This is a genomic window from Janibacter melonis (assembly GCF_020567375.1).
Lineage (GTDB): Bacteria > Actinomycetota > Actinomycetes > Actinomycetales > Dermatophilaceae > Marihabitans > Marihabitans melonis.
Map to the genome: position 1 here is coordinate 236,982 of NZ_JAJBZM010000001.1, position 15,562 is coordinate 252,543.

Below are 15,562 nucleotides of genomic sequence, written 5' to 3' on the forward strand. Positions count from 1 at the left end.
AGCGAGGATGGGCTGACGCGACCTAGGAGGACGACCCGATGAGCACCGGAGCCACCGGCGCGGTCCCGCAGGGGCCGAGCCCCGCGGAGCAGCTGCGCACCACCCAGCGCGAGCTGAGCACGAAGACCTCGCAGCTGAGCACGCTGTCCTCGCAGAACGAGCGCCTCGTGCGCACGCTCAAGGACGCCCGGGAGCAGATCGTCACCCTGCGCGCCGAGATCGACCGCCTGGCCCAGCCGCCGTCGGCCTACGCGCAGCTCGTCGGGGTCCACGACGACGGCACCGTCGACGTCCTGAGCAACGGGCGCAAGATGCACGTCGCCGTCTCGCCGACGATCGAGGCCGACGCGCTCGAGGTCGGGCGCGAGGTTCTGCTCAACGAGGCGATGAACGTCGTGTCGGTCCACGACCCCGACGTCGCCGGCGACGTCGTGCTCGTCAAGGAGCTGCTCGACGACGGCCGTCTGCTCGTCCTCGCCCGCCAGGACGAAGAGCGCGTCGTGCGCCAGGGCGCGGCCCTGCGCCGCGAGCGCGTCCGCGTCGGCGACGCCGTGCTCCTCGAGGCCCGCAGCAACATCGCCCTCGAGCTCATCCCCAAGGCCGAGGTCGCCGATCTCGTGCTCGAGGAGGTGCCCGACCTCTCCTACGAGGACATCGGTGGCCTGTCCGGCCAGATCGAGACGATCCGCGACTCCGTCGAGCTGCCCTACCTGCACGCCGAGCTCTACGAGCGCCACCAGCTCAAGCCCCCGAAGGGGGTCCTGCTCTACGGCCCGCCCGGGTGCGGCAAGACGATGATCGCCAAGGCCGTCGCCTCCTCGCTGGCCCGCAAGGTCGCCGAGCGCGACGGGCGCGACGCGGCGACGGCGACGAACGCCTACTTCCTCAACATCAAGGGCCCGGAGCTGCTCAACAAGTACGTCGGCGAGACCGAGCGGCACATCCGCCTCATCTTCCACCGGGCCCGTGAGAAGAGCAGCGACGGCACCCCCGTCGTCGTCTTCTTCGACGAGATGGACAGCCTCTTCCGCACCCGGGGCTCGGGCGTGTCCTCCGACGTCGAGACGACGATCGTCCCGCAGCTGCTCGCCGAGATCGACGGCGTCGAGGGCCTCGAGAACGTCATCGTCATCGGCGCGACGAACCGCGAGGACATGATCGACCCCGCGATCCTGCGACCCGGTCGCCTCGACGTGAAGATCAAGATCGAGCGCCCGGACGCCCAGGCCGCGCGAGAGATCTTCGCGAAGTACCTCACCGCCGACCTGCCGCTGCACCCGCACGACCTCGGCGACCACGACGGCTCGCACGAGCGCACGGTCGTCGCGATGATCGACGCCGTCGTCGAGCGGATGTACGCCCAGATCCCCGAGAACCAGTTCCTCGAGGTCACCTACGCCGGCGGCGACAAGGAGGTCCTGTACTTCAAGGACTTCAGCTCCGGCGCGATGATCCAGAACGTCGTCGACCGCGCGAAGAAGCTCGCGATCAAGGAGTACCTCACCTCCGGCGTCGAGGGCCTGCGCGAGGAGCACCTCCTCGCCAGCTGCCTGGCCGAGCTGCGCGAGAACGAGGACCTGCCGAACACGACGAACCCGGACGACTGGGCTCGGGTCTCGGGCAAGAAGGGGGAGCGGATCGTCTACATCCGCACCCTCGTCGGCACCGCCTCGGGCACGAGCGCCGGCAAGTCCATCGACCTCGGCTGAGGCCGGCTACTCGCCGGCGTCCGGGCGGTCCGCCTCGGCGTCGGGACGGCGGCCGTAGCGGGCGCGCTCCTGCGGGGGGACGACCCCGCGTCCCGGTGTCGTGATGTCCTGCTCGCCGAGCTCGCGCTGGCCGAGGGGGTCGGGGGTGGGCTCGCCGACGGCGACGCCGCGGTGAGACGTCGGAGACGAGGGAGCAGCCGCGCGCCGTCGGCCGAGCAGGGTCGCGGCGGCCCGCCAGCCGAGCAGCCCGAGGGCGAGCGAGAGCGTCGCGACGACGACGAAGGGGAGCGCGGTGCCCTGACCGGACATGTCGCGCAGCGCCATCCCGCCGAAGACCGTCGCGACCCACACCGGCAGACCGGTGGCGAGCGTGACGGGGGCGCGGCCCAGGCCCGCGACGACGCCGACCCAGCCCAGGACGAGACCGGCGAGGAAGGGCCAGGCGGTCTCGAGCCACCCGGCGAGGGTCACCCCTTCGGCATGGCTGCGCCGACCGACGACGACGAAGACCGCGACGACGAGGACGTCGAGCGCGAGCGCGGTCGCGGCGGAGCGCGCGGTGTCGCGCTCAGGCACGGTCGAAGAGGGAGGGCTGGGGCGGGGCGTGCGTCGGGTCGACGCCGTCGAAGAGGCTCGAGACCGACTCCCCGGCGTGGATGCGCGAGATCGCCTGGGCGAAGAGGCCGCTCACCGAGCGCACCTGGAGCTGCGGCCAGCCGTCCGGCGCCGGCACCGTGTCGGTCGTCACGACCTCGTCGACCATCGGGTGCTCACGCAGCCGCTCGACCGCACGGCCGGCGAAGAGCCCGTGCGTGCACGCGACGGAGGCACCGGTGCAGCCGAGCTCCTCGAGCTTGGCGAGCAGCTCGACGATCGAGCCGCCGGTGGCGATCTCGTCGTCGAGGACGATCGCGTGCCGGCCCCGCACGTCGCCGACGACCGACTCGACGACGACCGTGTCGTCAGACGTGCGCTGCTTGCTGCCGGCGGCGACCGGCAGGCCGAGGAGACGGGCGAACTGCGTCGCCTCCTTGGCGTTGCCGAGGTCGGGCGAGACGACCACGGCGTCGTCGAGATCACGCCCGCGGAAGTGCTCGGCGAGCACGCCGAGCGCGGTGAGGTGGTCGACCGGCACCGAGAAGAAGCCGTGGACCTGGGGTGCGTGCAGCGCCATCGTGATGACGCGGTCGGCCCCGGCGGCGGTGATCATGTCGGCGACGAGCCGCCCGCCGATCGAGATGCGCGAGGCGTCCTTCTTGTCCGAGCGCGCGTACGCGTAGTGCGGCACGACGGCGGTCACCCGCGCGGCCGAGGCGCCCCGGGCGGCGTCGAGCATGAGGAGCAGCTCCATGAGGTGGTCCTGCGTCGGCGCGACGAGCGGCTGGACGACGTAGACGTCGCGCTGGCGGCAGTTCGCCAGCAGCTGGGTCTGGAGGCAGTCGTTGCTGAATCGGGTCGTGCGGCTCGGCGAGAGCGGCACGCCGAGCTGGTCGCAGATCCGCTCGGCGAGCTCTCGGTGGGCGCTACCGGAGAAGACGACGATCTCTCTCACTGCGCGTGCTCCTGGTCCTCGGCGTCGCCGACGGCGAGCGGGCGCTGCGAGCCTACCGACGCGTGCAGGTGGTGCGCGATCTCGCCCACGAGCTCGGCGTGCGCGGCGTCGGCCCCCGGGCAGGCGCCGGGCATCGAGGCGAAGCCGTGCGGCAGCCGGCGGTAGGTCGTGCACCGCACCGGCACACCGGCCTCGGCAAGGTGCTCCGCGTACCGCGTCGCGTCGTCGCGAAGGGGGTCGAGCTCGCCGGCCTGCACGAGCGCCGGGGCGACCCCGGTCGCGTCTCCGGCCAGAGGAGAGGCGAGCGGGTCGCGGTGGCGCGGGTCGGGTCGGTGGTCCTCGCGCACGCCGAGGGTGCCGTCGAGGTAGAGGGCGCGGAAGGCCGTGATGCCCGCGCGGGTGAGCACCGGGCCGTCGGCGTGCTCGTCGATCGACGGCGAGCTCATCGTGAGGTCGGTCGCCGGGTAGATCAGGGCCTGGTGGCGCAGGACGGGTTCGCCGTCGGGACCGCGCAGGTCGCGCAGCTGCTGGGCGACGATGGCGCTGAGGTTGCCGCCCGCGCTGTCGCCCGCGAGAGCGACCCTCGTGAGGTCGGCGTCGGCGAGCACCGGCAGGCTCGCCCCGTGCTCGACGAGCCAGGAGACGACGTCGACGGCGTCGTGGGCGGCGGTGGGGAAGAGGTGCTCCGGGGCCATCCGGTAGTCGACGCTGACGACGACCGCCCCGACCTGCTCGGCCAGGCGCGAGCACAACGGGTCGTACATCGCGGTCGAGCCCTGCACCCACCCGCCACCGTGGAAGAAGACGAGGAGGGGCAGCGGGCCCGGCATCGCGGGCAGGTAGCAGCGAAGGGGGATGCGCGCCCCGTCGCGCACGGGCGCGCTCGCCGTCTCGACCCGCACACCGCGGCCGACGGGCCCGGTGATCCACGTGAAGGGGGCCCGGGTCGGGTAGACGGTCTCGCGCTTGGCCCGGATGTCGTCGAGGTCGGAGTCCTCCACCGGGCGGCGCCCCAGCCGCTCGAGGAGGTCGGTCACCACCCGGGTGCGCAGCGCCGGTCGTGGGGCACGAGCCGGGCGGGGACGGGCCAGGTGGGGACGCGCGGTCATGCGGGCTCCTTCGTCGGGCGCAGGTGGTGGGCCATCTCGGCGGCGAGCTCCTCGAGGGCGGGGTGCCCGGCGGCCGTGAGCCCGGGCAGGGAGAGGAAGCCGTGGGGCGAGCCGCGGTAGCGGGTGTGCCGCACGGGCACGCCCGCGTCGCGCAGGGCCTGGGCGAAGGCCTCGCCGTCGAGACGGAGCGGGTCGAGCTCGGCGGTCTGCACGAGGGTCGGGGGCAGCCCGGCGAGCTCGCCGCGGGCGGGGGAGACGATCGGGTCGCTGCCGTCGAGGTCGCCGAGGTAGAGGCTGCGGAAGGCGCGCAGCATGTCGGGGGTGATGACGGGGAAGCCGTGCGGCGGCACCTCGACGTCCTCCTGCTCGAGGACGAGGTCGACCTCGCGCTCGGTGAGGTCGGGCGCGGGGTAGGTGAGGGCGAGGTGGCGCAGGGCGCTCACGCCGTCGGCGACGAGCCCCTGGGCCACCGCCGCGGCGAGGTTGCCGCCCGCGCTGTCGCCGGTGAGGGCCAGCCGGTCGGGGTCCGCGCCCAGCTCGGCGGCGTGCGCGAGCACCCACCGGGTGACGTCGGCGCAGTCGTGCACGGCGGTCGGCGCGCGGTGCTCGGGCGCCATGCGGTAGCCCACCGAGACGACGACGGCGCCGGCGACCTGGGCGACGCGCGTGCACACGGGGTCGAAGGCGGTGGGGTGACCCATCGCGAAGCCGCCGCCGTGGAAGTGCATGACGACCGGCAGCGCCCCCTCGACGTAGTCCGGCCGGTGCACCCGGACCCGCACGCGGGCCCCGTCGCGGACCGGGACCTCGCGGACCGTCGTCGTCACCCCCTTCGTCGGGGTGCCGATCGCCCACGTCAGGGGCCGGTGCAGGGGCACCCGTCGACGGGTGCGGGCCAGCCGGGCCGGGCTGATCGTGTCGACCGGGCCGCTCGTCGCGCGCAGCAGGGCGGCCAGCGCCCTCGTCCGCAGCGGCATCCAGGCAGAGGGCGTCGCGGAGGGCATGCGGCCATTGAACCGCGCCCTCCTACGCTGGGGGACATGAGCGTGCGCAGAGTCATGGGGATCGAGACCGAGTACGGCATCTCCGTGCCCGGTCAGCCGTGGGCCGACCCCGTCCAGACCTCCGGTCTCGTCGTCTCGCGCTACGCGAGGGAGCACGGGCTGCGCGCGACGCACGGGGCGTGGGACTACTCCGACGAGCAGCCGCTGCACGACGCCCGCGGCTTCTCGATGCCCCGCGACGAGGCCGACCCGACCCAGCTCACCGACGAGGAGCAGCCGGGCCTGGCCAACGTCGTGCTCACCAACGGCGCGCGCCTCTACGTCGACCACGCCCACCCCGAGTACTCCTCGCCCGAGGTGATGACCCCCCGCGACGCCGTCGTGCACGACCGGGCCGGCGAGCTCGTCATGCGCGAGGCCGTCGAGCTGCTGTCGACCCGGCCGCCGGGCGTGACGCTCTACAAGAACAACACCGACGGCAAGGGCGCCTCCTACGGCACCCACGAGAACTACCTGCTCGACCGCGCCACCCCCTTCGCCCGGGTCGTGCGCGACCTCACGCCCTTCTTCGTCGCGCGTCAGGTGGTCATCGGGGCGGGCCGCGTCGGCCTGGGCCGCGAGAGCGAGGGCGCGGGCTACCAGATCTGCTCCCGGGCCGACTTCTTCGAGGCCGAGGTGGGCCTGGAGACGACCTTCCGCCGCCCGATCATCAACACCCGGGACGAGCCGCACGCCGACCCCGACCGCTACCGGCGGCTCCACGTCATCGTCGGCGACGCCAACCTCGCCGACGTCGCCAACCTGCTGAAGATGGGCTCGACCTCGCTCGTCCTCGCCCTCGTCGAGGCCGACGCGGTGCGCGGCCGGCTCGCCCTCCGCGACCCCCTTCGGGCCCTGCGCGAGGTCTCGCACGACCCGACGTGCACCGCGCTCGTCGAGCTCGCCGACGGTCGGCGGATGACCGCCGTCCAGCTCCTATGGGCCTACCGCGAGCTCATCGGAGAGCACCTCGGGCGGCACGGCAGCGACGAGGCGACCGACGAGGTCCTCGCCCATCTCGACCGGGTCCTCACGCTCCTCGAGAGCGACCCGATGTCGGCGGCGAAGGACCTCGACTGGGTCGCCAAGCTCTCGATCCTCCAGGGCTACCGCGACCGCGACGGGCTCGCGTGGGGCGACCCGCGGCTGCAGGCGGTCGACATCCAGTACAGCGACATCCGCCCGGCGAAGGGGGTCTTCGCCCGCCTCGAGGCGGCCGGCCGGATCACCCGGCTGACGACGCCCGAAGAGGTCGAGGCGGCGGTGACCACGCCGCCGGCCGACACCCGTGCCTGGCTGCGCGGGCGGCTCGTGCGCGACCACGCCCCCGACGTCATCTCCGCGTCCTGGGACTCCGTCGTGCTGCGCGTCCCCCGCGGGGTCGCGCGCATCTCGATGCCCGAGCCGACCGCCCTGGGTCGTGACGCGACCGCGGCCGCGCTCGCCCACGACACGGTCAGCGAGGTCGTCGAGGCGCTCGGGGCATAGGTTGGGGGCTCGACCCGTCGACGAGAGGAGCCGGTGATGGCCGGTCAGGAGCAGGTGCGGCGCAGCGGTGGCGGCGGCGGGGACGAGACCCCCGGCGACGACGCCTTCGGCCAGGTGAGCGCGAGCAACGCCGCGCGCGACGAGGGGCTGGACTCGGTGCTCTCCGACATCGACGGCGTGCTCGAGACCAACGCCGAGGAGTTCGTCAAGAGCTTCGTGCAGAAGGGCGGCGAGTAGCCGCCGGTCCGGGCCGGGGGCGCTGCCCCTAGCCTGGGCGCCATGGAGCGGCGCATCTACGGCATCGAGACCGAGTTCGGCGTGACGTGCACGTCGCAGGGCAGGCGGCGCCTCACGCCCGACGAGGTCGCGCGGTACATGTTCCGCTCGGTCGTGCGGTGGGGCCGCTCGAGCAACGTCTTCCTCGGCAACGGCGCGCGGCTCTACCTCGACGTCGGCAGCCACCCCGAGTACGCGACCGCCGAGTGCGACGACCTGCTCGACCTCATCGCGCACGACCGCGCCGGCGAGCTCGTCGTCCAGCAGCTCGTCGACGACGCGCAGACACGTCTGGCCGAGGACGAGGTCGACGGCGAGATCTACGTCTTCAAGAACAACGTCGACTCCGCCGGCAACTCCTACGGCTGCCACGAGAACTTCCTCGTCGCCCGCACCGACGACTTCGGCGCGATCACCGAGGGGCTGCTGCCCTTCCTCATCTCGCGCCAGCTCGTCGCCGGCACGGGCAAGGTGATGTCGACGAGCCAGGGACCGGTCTTCTCGGTGAGCCAGCGGGCCGACCACATCTGGGAGGGCGTCTCGTCGGCGACGACGCGCTCGCGCCCCATCATCAACACCCGCGACGAGCCCCACGCCGATGCCGAGCGCTACCGCCGGATGCACGTCATCGTCGGCGACTCGACGATGACCGAGACGACGACGCTGCTCAAGGTGGGGTCCGCCTCGCTCGTCCTGCGGATGCTCGAGTCCGGCGTGCGGATGGACCACCTGCGGCTCGAGAACCCCATCCGGGCGATCCGCGACATCAGCCTCGACATCACCGGGCGAGCCACGGTCCGGCTGGCCGACGGTCGTCAGATGAGCGGCCTGGAGCTGCAGCAGGCCTATCTGGCCGGAGTCCTCGAGCTCGTCGAGCGCGAGGGGATCGACGACGCGGTGACCACCCAGGTCGTCGAGCTGTGGCAGCGCACGCTCACCGCGATCGAGACCGACCGGCTCGACCTCGTCGCGACCGAGGTCGACTGGGTCGTCAAGCACCGGCTGCTCGACGCCTACGCCGCGAGCAGGGGAGTGGGCATGGAGGACCCCCGCATCGCCCAGCTCGACCTCGCCTACCACGACATCGACCCGCAGCGCGGGGTGCACCACGTGCTCCAGCGGGCCGGGCGGGTCGCCCGCGTCGTCGACGACGCCCGCGTCGCCGCGGCCGTGGACACCCCTCCTCAGACCACGCGGGCCCGGCTGCGCGGCGACTTCGTGCGGGCCGCGCGCGAGCACGGCCGCGACTTCACCGTCGACTGGGTCCACCTCAAGCTCAACGACGCGACCCAGCGCACGATCCTGTGCAAGGACCCCTTCGCCGCCGTCGACGAGCGGGTCGACGCCCTCATCGCCTCGATGCGCCCCGCTTCGCCGGAGCCCGCCGCCGCGCCCTGAGCAGGGCCCGCCGACCAGGGCCGTCGGACGGCTCGGTCAGGCGTCTCTCAGGGGGCTGTGGTTATGGTGGAGGAGAAGTCACCCCCAAGACGAAGGACTCCTCGTGATCTCACGTGCCCGCGCGACCGTGGCGCTGACCGCGGCCGCTGCACTGACCCTCACCGCCTGCGGCGGTGACGACACCGAGGCCCCGGAGGCCGCCTCCTCGGGGGCGGTGGACCAGGTGAAGGTCACCGCCGGCACCGAGAAGGCCGCCCCGAAGATCGCCCTCGAGGACAAGAGCGTCTCCACCTCGAAGACCGAGGTCAAGACGGTCAAGGAGGGCAAGGGCGCCCCGGTGAGCAAGGACGACGTCGTCACCGTCGACATCGCCCTCTACAACGGCACCAGCGGCAAGCCGATCCCCAACACCGAGACCTACACCGCGGACCCCATCGCGATCGACCTCGGCAACGAGCAGATCTTCCCCGGGCTGCGCAACGGCATCGTCGGCCAGAAGGTCGGCAGCACCGCGACCGCCGTCGTCCCGCCGAAGGAGATGTTCGGCGAGACCGGCAACGAGCAGCTCGGCGTCGCCGCGACCGACTCCGTCGTCATGGTCTACGACGTCAAGGACGTCATGCTCAAGGAGGCCGAGGGCAAGGAGGTCGCCGCGAAGTCCGGCCTGCCGAAGGTCACCTACTCGACCGACAAGGCCGCGACCTTCGAGATGCCCAAGGGCAAGGCTCCGAGCTCCACGACGGCCCAGACGCTCGTCCAGGGCGACGGCGCGACGGTCAAGAAGGGCGACACCGCCTACGTCAGCTACACCGGCGCGCTGTGGAAGAACGGCAAGGTCTTCGACTCCAGCAAGCAGGAGGGGCGTCGCCCCTTCGCCGTGCCGGTCGGCGGCGGCCAGGTCATCAAGGCCTGGGACGAGGAGCTCGCCGGCACGAAGGTCGGAGACCGCGTCCTGCTCGTCGTGCCCCCGAAGGACGGCTACGGCAAGACCGGCAGCCCCGACGGCAGCATCACCAAGGACGACACGATCGTCTTCGTCATCGACGTCCTCGGCAAGGTCTGACCCGGCGCTCGCGCCGCGACGACCTGCCACGCCACCCGCAACCCCAGACCCCAGGAGGTCCGCATGCCCTTCGACCCGAGCACGACCAAGCCCGAGATCGAGTTCCCCGGCGACACCCCGCCGAGCGAGCTCGTGCTCGAGGACATCACCGTCGGCGACGGCCGCGAGGCCACCCCCGGCGACCCCATCAAGGCGCACTACGTCGGCGTCGCCCACAGCACCGGCGAGGAGTTCGACGCCTCGTGGAACCGCGGCGCCCCGCTCGCCTTCACCGTCGGCGTCGGCCAGGTCATCCAGGGCTGGGACCAGGGCCTGCTCGGCATGAAGGAGGGTGGTCGTCGCAAGATCACCATCCCGCCGCACCTCGGCTACGGCGACCGCGGCGCCGGCGGCGCGATCAAGGGCGGCGAGACCCTGATCTTCGTCGTCGACCTCGTCTCCGTCGGCTGAGGAGTCGGCTGACACCCCCTTCGCCCCACGCCTCGGGCCCCCACCGGTACGCCGGTCGGGGGCCCGTGGTGCGTCCGGGGGCTGTCTCAGCTTTCCCGCCCTGGGCGGGAACATTCGACCTCGGGCGAGAACATTTCCTTCCCGAGGTCGCACTTTCCCGCCCTGGGCGGGAAAGTGGGGACGAGGGCGAAGGGGGTCAGAGGAGGGCGGCGGCGTGGCGGCCGGCGGCGGCGGCGGTGACGAAGGCGGCGCGCTCGGACGCGTAGCCGCGGCCCATCGTCGCGAGCGGCACCGGGCAGGCGCGCAGCGCCTCGTCGAGACCACCGGCGGGGACGAGGACGGGGGAGAGGCGACCGGTCGCGGACGCGCAGACGGCCTCGACCGCCTCGCGCAGACCGGGGGAGAGGTGGTCGTCGTCGGCGAGCGGCACGTCGGCCGACCCGAGGACCACCCGGCCCAGCGTCGTCGCCGTGTGGTGCGACAGCCCGCGATGACGACCGCGCGGGTCGGCCGCGGAGACCCTCAGGACCGCGACCCCACGACCGCGCAGCGTGTGCACGGTGTTGAGCACCTCGCCCTGGCTGATGCCGGAGTAGCCCCATGGCGTCGCCGAGCCGGCGTTGCCCGGCCCCTGGGCCACGACGACGACGTCGGCGCCGAGGACGTAGCGCGCCGCGAGCAGCGCCGAGTGCAGGGTGATCGCCTCGTGCTCCCCGCCGTACGCCTGGCCGACGCTCGTCGTGCTCGTGAGCATCCCGCTCTCGCGCATCGCGGCGACGAGACGGGAGTGGCCGAGCGGCAGCGAGCCCGTGTCGGTCATGACGTAGGCGACGCGAGCACCGGGGCGGTCGGCGTGGACGCCGGCGACGACGGCCGGCAGGGCCGAGTGCAGCTCGGCGGCGACGACGGGCATGCCCTCGAGGTCGCCGGCGACGACCTGGGGGTGACCGGCCATCGCCTCGTGGTGCGCGGACTCCTGCTCCTCGAGCGCGAGGACCATCGTCTGCAGCGGCGCGTAGCGCGCCTTGACGATGTGGCCGGGCGGTCGGGCGCCGTCGGCGTCGACGGGGTCCGGGGGCAGCGCGTCGGGGATCGCGACGACGAGGGCCTGGCCCCCGGTGCCCAGCCCCTTGAGGAGCGCGCTCGCGTTGAGCAGCACCGTGTCGCCCACCCGCGGGGTGCCGACGAGCGGGGTGTCGGCGAGCGCGGCCATGACCCCGCCCTCGTCGAGCTCGACGTCGACGGTGACCACCGGCCCCCAGCCGCCCGTGACGGACGAGACCGTGCCGCGGCGCCAGTGGATCATGGCGCGAAGGCTATCTGCCCGCCTCGCGACCCTCGGGTAGCGTCGGGCGTGCGCCGCAGCGGCGCGAGCGGCGAAGGGAGAGCGCGTGGCCGTCAGCAACACCCCTCGGGCCAAGACCGAGCGGCTGATGAACCTCACGATGTGCCTGCTCTCGACCCGCCGGGCCCTGCCCAAGGCGCGCATCCGCACGATGGTCGAGGCGTACCAGGGCGTCGAGTCCGACGAGGCCTTCGACCGCATGTTCGAGCGCGACAAGGACGAGCTGCGCGGTCTGGGCATCCCGCTCGTCACCGAGCAGATCGGCGGAGCCTTCGAGGACGAGCCGGGCTACCGGATCGACCAGCGCGACTACGCGCTGCCCGACCTCTCCTTCGCCCCCGACGAGCTCGCGGTCATCGGCCTGGCCAGCCGCGTGTGGACCCACGCGGCGATGGCGCCCAGCGCCGCGACGGCCTGGCGCAAGGTCGCCTCGCTCGAGCCCGGCGACGGGGCGACGGAGGACCCCTTCGTCGGCATCGAGCCCACCCTCGGCGGCTCCGAGCCCTCCTTCCCCGCGCTGCAGGAGGCGACCGTCGCCGCCCGCACGGTGACCTTCGACTACACCCGCTCCGGGGCCGCGGAGCCGCAGACCCGACGGGTCGACCCGTGGGCGCTCACGTCGTGGCACGGCCGGTGGTACCTCACCGGGTACGACCTCGACCGCGCGGGCCAGCGGATCTACCGCCTCTCGCGGATCTCGTCCGCCGTGCGCACCGGGGGAGAGATCACCCACCAGCGCCCCGAGGACCTCGACCCGCAGGGCGCGGTCGCGCGCTTCGCCCAGGGTGACCGCCCGACGACCGTGGCCGTCGTGCGCGTGCGCACCGGCGCCGGTCACGCGCTGCGCCGGCGAGCCCGCGCGAGCACCGACGCGGGGGAGGGGTGGGACCGTCTCGAGGTCGAGCACTCCTCGACGCACGCCCTGGCCGACGAGCTCGCCGGGTACGGCGGCGACGTCGTGGCCGAGTCGCCCGAGGAGCTGGTCACCGCCGTCCGGTCACGCCTCGAGGGCGTGCTCGCCAGCCTCGGAGGAGCCCGATGAGCCCCCGCACGCCCGCCGAGCCGGCGACCACCCGGGTCTCGCGGCTGCTGACGATGGTCCCGTGGCTCGTCTCGCGCCAGGGCATCGCGCTCTCCGAGGCCGCCGAGGGCCTCGGGGTCAGCGAGCAGCAGCTGCGCGACGACCTCGACCTGCTCTTCATGTGCGGGTACGGGCCGATGACCGACGAGCTCATCGACGTCAGCTACGAGCAGGGCCACGTCTACATCGACAACGCCGAGACGATCAGCCGCCCGCTGCGCCTCGGGGTCGCGGAGGCCACGACGATCATCGTCGGCCTGCGCGCGCTCGAGGCCTCCGGCGTCGGCCCCTCCGACGCCGTGCGGCGCGCCCTGGCCACCCTCGAGCAGGCGACCGGGTCCCTGCCCGGCATCGACCGGGTCGGGGTCGTCGCCGAGGGCGAGCGCGACCACGAGGTGCTCCAGAGAGCGAGCAGCGCCGTGCAGCAGCGCCGCCGGGTCCACCTCACCTACCTCGTGCCCTCGCGCGACGAGCGCACCGAGCGCGACGTCGACCCCATGCGGGTCGTCGCGCTCGACGGCCACTGGTACCTCGAGGGCTGGTGCCACCTCGCCCAGGACACACGCCTCTTCCGCCTCGACCGCGTCGAGGCGATCGAGCTGCTCGACGTCGACGGCACCCCGCCGCCGCAGGCGGTCTCGCGCGACCTGTCCCAGGGGCCGTACTCGGGAGCGCCCGACGATCGTGTCGTCACCCTGCTGCTGCTGCCCCGCGCCCGCTGGGTCGCCGAGTACTACCCGACGCTGTCGCAGGAGGAGGTCGGCGAGGACCTGCGGGTGCGGCTCACGGCCCGTGACGACGCCTGGCTGGCCCGGCTCGTCCTCGGCTGCGGGGGGCACGCGGTGCTCGAGGCGCCGCAGCCCGCCGTCGACGCGGTGCGCGCCCGGGCGCTCGCCGCGCTCAGCGGCTACTCAGCCTGACGGGCGTACACTCGCAGGCGTCCAACCATCTCGTGAAAGGCGTCCGCCATGCCTCAGTGGCTCGGTCCCGGCGAACTGCTCATCATCGCTCTGCTCATCCTGCTCCTCTTCGGCTTCAAGAAGCTCCCCGACGCCGCCCGCAGCCTGGGCAAGTCCGCTCGTGTCTTCAAGTCCGAGGTCAACGAGATGAAGGAGGAGGACCGCGCTCGCGAGGAGGCCAAGAAGGCCCGCGAGTCCGGCACCATCACCTCCGCCGGCACCCCGGTGCGTGACGACGTCACCCACCGCCAGGGCGACGCCCTCATCGACGAGACGAAGCCGCGCACGGACAACACCTCCGGCCCGGTCGTCTGACGACACCCCCTTCGCACCGCTCTCGCACGCCGCCGTGGCCACCCGACGACGCACGCCCAAGGACCCCGAGGGGCGGATGCCCCTCAAGGCGCACTTCATCGAGCTGAGGCGCCGGCTGATGATCGCGGCGGCCGCCGTCGTCGTCGGGACGGTCGTCGGCTGGATCTACTACACGCCGATCTACGAGCACCTCTCCTCGCCCTTCCGCGAGTACAAGCGGCTGCACCCCGAGAGCGTCATCGCGCTGAACTTCGGCAACCCGACGGCGGCCTTCAGCCAGCAGCTGTCGATCTCGATCTTCGCCGGCATCCTCATGACGAGCCCGATCTGGCTGTGGCAGATCTGGGCCTTCGTCGTCCCGGGCCTGACCAGGCGCGAGAAGCGCATCTCCGGAGCCTTCTTCAGCGCCACCGTGCCGCTCTTCGCGGCGGGCTGCGCCTTCGGCTACTACACGCTGCCGAAGGCCCTCATCATCCTCTACGGCTTCACCCCCGACGAGGACACGAGCTCGAACATCCAGAGCACGACGGACTACTTCACCTTCGTCATGCGCTTCATCTTCGCCTTCGGGGCGTCGTGGCTGCTGCCGGTCGTCCTCGTCGCGCTGTGCGCCATCGGTGTGCTCACCGGCCGCCAGATGCTCAGGGCGTGGCGCCCGGCGGTGCTGCTCATCTTCGTCGCCGCGGCGGTCATCACGCCGACGCCGGACCCCTTCACGATGTTCCTGCTCGCGGGTCCGCTCGTCGTGCTGTACTTCGGCGCCTGCGGGATCGGCATGCTCATCACCCGCAAGCGGGAGCAGGCCCGACCGGCCTGGCTCGACACGCCGGAGGACCAGGCCTCCGCGCTCGACTGAGACGCGGGCTGGCGTCATGAGCTCTCGCCGCATCGGTCTGCTCGTCAACCCCACGGCCGGCAAGAACGCCGGCGCCCGGGTCGGCACGACCGTCGCCGACCTGCTCGAGCGCGGCGGTGCCGAGGTCGTCGACCTCACCGGGCTCGACGCCCGCCGGGCCGAGGCCAAGGCCCGCCGTGCGGTCCGCGACGGCGAGGTCGACACCCTCGTCGTCGCCGGTGGTGACGGGGCCGTCGGCCTCGGGGTCAACATCTGCGCGGAGACCGAGGTGCCCCTCGGCGTCGTCGCCGTCGGGACCGGCAACGACAACGCCCGTGAGCTCGGGCTGCCGGTGCGCGACGTCGAGGCCGCGGTCGAGCGGGTGCTGCACGGCTCGGCCCGCGCGGTCGACCTCGGCCGGGTGCGCAGCACCGACGCCAGCCAGCAGCGGTGGTACCTCGGCGTCCTGTGCGGCGGCTTCGACGCCCTGGTCAACGAGCGGGCGAACACGATGCGGTGGCCCCGCGGGCCGGCCCGGTACAACCTCGCGATCGCCCGGGAGCTGCCCACCTTCGCCCCGATCCCGTACACGCTCACCCTCGACGGCGAGCTGTCGCACCCGCGCGCGATGCTCGTGTGCGTCGGCAACGGGCGCGCCTACGGCGGGGGCATGCGCGTCACACCCGACGCCGACATGGCCGACGGCCTGCTCGACGTGCTCGTCGTCGACGAGATCAGCGTCCCGGAGCTCCTGCGCGTCTTCCCCAAGGTCTTCCGCGGCGCCCATCTCGGGCACCCCGCGGTGAGCGTGCACCGGGCGCGCTCCGTGCGTCTCGACGCGCCCGGCGTCGTCGCCTACGCCGACGGGGAGCGCCTCTACCCCCTGCCCGTGGACGTCGACGTCGTGCCCGGCGCGGTGCGCATCCTGATCTGACCCAC

General features: G+C 73.1%; 16 protein-coding genes. 11 read left to right on the forward strand and 5 right to left on the reverse strand.

Features of this window, described 5'->3' with window-relative positions; all coding sequences use genetic code 11:
• Window positions 1–38 precede the first annotated feature (38 nt).
• Window positions 39–1,709 (forward strand): proteasome ATPase, encoded by a 1,671-nt coding sequence (gene arc / locus LIV55_RS01090; RefSeq protein WP_083968855.1) that lies wholly within the window; start codon window positions 39–41, stop codon window positions 1,707–1,709.
• A 6-nt stretch (window positions 1,710–1,715) separates the two neighbouring features.
• Here the strand turns inward: arc and LIV55_RS17070 are convergent, their stop codons facing one another.
• From LIV55_RS17070 to LIV55_RS01110, 4 genes are read right to left on the reverse strand one after another with little or no spacing between them, the layout of a single operon-like run.
• Window positions 1,716–2,285: a DUF3054 domain-containing protein gene (locus tag LIV55_RS17070; RefSeq protein WP_308012860.1), complete on the reverse strand. Its 570-nt coding sequence runs from the start codon at window positions 2,283–2,285 to the stop codon at window positions 1,716–1,718.
• Window positions 2,278–3,261, reverse strand: a complete 984-nt coding sequence (locus LIV55_RS01100; RefSeq protein ID WP_123091762.1) for a ribose-phosphate diphosphokinase — start codon at window positions 3,259–3,261, stop codon at window positions 2,278–2,280. The genes LIV55_RS17070 and LIV55_RS01100 overlap by 8 nt, the downstream gene beginning before the upstream one ends.
• A complete protein-coding gene (locus LIV55_RS01105) occupies window positions 3,258–4,370 on the reverse strand; it encodes an alpha/beta hydrolase (RefSeq protein ID WP_229298925.1) in 1,113 nt (370 codons plus the stop codon). Before LIV55_RS01105 ends, LIV55_RS01100 begins: the two co-directional genes overlap by 4 nt.
• Window positions 4,367–5,374, reverse strand: coding sequence for an alpha/beta hydrolase (locus tag LIV55_RS01110; protein ID WP_083968853.1), 1,008 nt, complete (start codon window positions 5,372–5,374; stop codon window positions 4,367–4,369). The genes LIV55_RS01105 and LIV55_RS01110 overlap by 4 nt, the downstream gene beginning before the upstream one ends.
• Before the next feature lie 36 nt (window positions 5,375–5,410).
• Between LIV55_RS01110 and dop the strand changes: the two genes are divergently transcribed.
• The 5 genes from dop (at window position 5,411) to LIV55_RS01135 (ending at window position 10,088) form a co-directional block, all read left to right on the forward strand.
• A complete protein-coding gene (gene dop / locus LIV55_RS01115) occupies window positions 5,411–6,901 on the forward strand; it encodes a depupylase/deamidase Dop (RefSeq protein WP_229298926.1) in 1,491 nt (496 codons plus the stop codon).
• A 36-nt stretch (window positions 6,902–6,937) separates the two neighbouring features.
• Window positions 6,938–7,138 (forward strand): ubiquitin-like protein Pup, encoded by a 201-nt coding sequence (locus LIV55_RS01120; RefSeq protein WP_068275815.1) that lies wholly within the window; start codon window positions 6,938–6,940, stop codon window positions 7,136–7,138.
• A 42-nt stretch (window positions 7,139–7,180) separates the two neighbouring features.
• Entirely contained in the window at window positions 7,181–8,575 is a 1,395-nt protein-coding gene (pafA, locus tag LIV55_RS01125) for a Pup--protein ligase (RefSeq protein WP_229298927.1), read from the forward strand.
• Between the two features lie 103 nt (window positions 8,576–8,678).
• Entirely contained in the window at window positions 8,679–9,638 is a 960-nt protein-coding gene (locus LIV55_RS01130) for an FKBP-type peptidyl-prolyl cis-trans isomerase (protein ID WP_163562370.1), read from the forward strand.
• 63 nt (window positions 9,639–9,701) lie between these two features.
• Window positions 9,702–10,088 carry an FKBP-type peptidyl-prolyl cis-trans isomerase gene (locus LIV55_RS01135; protein WP_068275809.1) on the forward strand — a complete coding sequence of 129 codons (387 nt, stop codon included), beginning with the start codon at window positions 9,702–9,704 and terminating at the stop codon, window positions 10,086–10,088.
• Between the two features lie 196 nt (window positions 10,089–10,284).
• Here LIV55_RS01135 and LIV55_RS01140 read toward each other — a convergent pair whose 3' ends face one another.
• The gene (locus LIV55_RS01140; protein WP_229298928.1) at window positions 10,285–11,394 is read right to left on the reverse strand and encodes a DUF3866 family protein; all 1,110 of its coding nucleotides are present in this window, start codon (window positions 11,392–11,394) and stop codon (window positions 10,285–10,287) included.
• Between the two features lie 85 nt (window positions 11,395–11,479).
• Here LIV55_RS01140 and LIV55_RS01145 point away from each other — a divergent pair, with 85 nt between their 5' ends.
• From LIV55_RS01145 to LIV55_RS01165, 5 genes are read left to right on the forward strand one after another with little or no spacing between them, the layout of a single operon-like run.
• The gene (locus LIV55_RS01145) at window positions 11,480–12,475 is read left to right on the forward strand and encodes a helix-turn-helix transcriptional regulator (protein WP_224767039.1); all 996 of its coding nucleotides are present in this window, start codon (window positions 11,480–11,482) and stop codon (window positions 12,473–12,475) included.
• Window positions 12,472–13,434 (forward strand): helix-turn-helix transcriptional regulator, encoded by a 963-nt coding sequence (locus tag LIV55_RS01150; protein ID WP_229298929.1) that lies wholly within the window; start codon window positions 12,472–12,474, stop codon window positions 13,432–13,434. The genes LIV55_RS01145 and LIV55_RS01150 overlap by 4 nt, the downstream gene beginning before the upstream one ends.
• A gap of 48 nt (window positions 13,435–13,482) precedes the next feature.
• Window positions 13,483–13,788: a Sec-independent protein translocase subunit TatA gene (gene tatA, locus LIV55_RS01155; protein WP_229298930.1), complete on the forward strand. Its 306-nt coding sequence runs from the start codon at window positions 13,483–13,485 to the stop codon at window positions 13,786–13,788.
• Window positions 13,789–13,822: 34 nt separating this feature from the next.
• Window positions 13,823–14,644 carry a twin-arginine translocase subunit TatC gene (tatC, locus tag LIV55_RS01160; protein ID WP_229298931.1) on the forward strand — a complete coding sequence of 274 codons (822 nt, stop codon included), beginning with the start codon at window positions 13,823–13,825 and terminating at the stop codon, window positions 14,642–14,644.
• Window positions 14,645–14,660: 16 nt separating this feature from the next.
• Window positions 14,661–15,557: a diacylglycerol kinase gene (locus tag LIV55_RS01165; protein ID WP_123091772.1), complete on the forward strand. Its 897-nt coding sequence runs from the start codon at window positions 14,661–14,663 to the stop codon at window positions 15,555–15,557.
• Window positions 15,558–15,562 lie beyond the last annotated feature (5 nt).

Excerpts from the sequence above, each read along its gene's own strand:
- LIV55_RS01135 (WP_068275809.1), top strand. The coding sequence starts at position 9,702 with ATGCCCTTCGACCCGAGCACGACCAAGCCCGAGATCGAGTTCCCCGGC.
- LIV55_RS01120 (WP_068275815.1), top strand. The coding sequence starts at position 6,938 with ATGGCCGGTCAGGAGCAGGTGCGGCGCAGCGGTGGCGGCGGCGGGGAC.
- tatA (WP_229298930.1), top strand. The coding sequence starts at position 13,483 with ATGCCTCAGTGGCTCGGTCCCGGCGAACTGCTCATCATCGCTCTGCTC.
- arc (WP_083968855.1), top strand. The coding sequence starts at position 39 with ATGAGCACCGGAGCCACCGGCGCGGTCCCGCAGGGGCCGAGCCCCGCG.
- LIV55_RS01105 (WP_229298925.1), bottom strand. The coding sequence starts at position 4,370 with ATGACCGCGCGTCCCCACCTGGCCCGTCCCCGCCCGGCTCGTGCCCCA.
- LIV55_RS01110 (WP_083968853.1), bottom strand. The coding sequence starts at position 5,374 with ATGCCCTCCGCGACGCCCTCTGCCTGGATGCCGCTGCGGACGAGGGCG.
- LIV55_RS01165 (WP_123091772.1), top strand. The coding sequence starts at position 14,661 with ATGAGCTCTCGCCGCATCGGTCTGCTCGTCAACCCCACGGCCGGCAAG.
- pafA (WP_229298927.1), top strand. The coding sequence starts at position 7,181 with ATGGAGCGGCGCATCTACGGCATCGAGACCGAGTTCGGCGTGACGTGC.
- dop (WP_229298926.1), top strand. The coding sequence starts at position 5,411 with ATGAGCGTGCGCAGAGTCATGGGGATCGAGACCGAGTACGGCATCTCC.
- LIV55_RS01150 (WP_229298929.1), top strand. The coding sequence starts at position 12,472 with ATGAGCCCCCGCACGCCCGCCGAGCCGGCGACCACCCGGGTCTCGCGG.
- LIV55_RS01140 (WP_229298928.1), bottom strand. The coding sequence starts at position 11,394 with ATGATCCACTGGCGCCGCGGCACGGTCTCGTCCGTCACGGGCGGCTGG.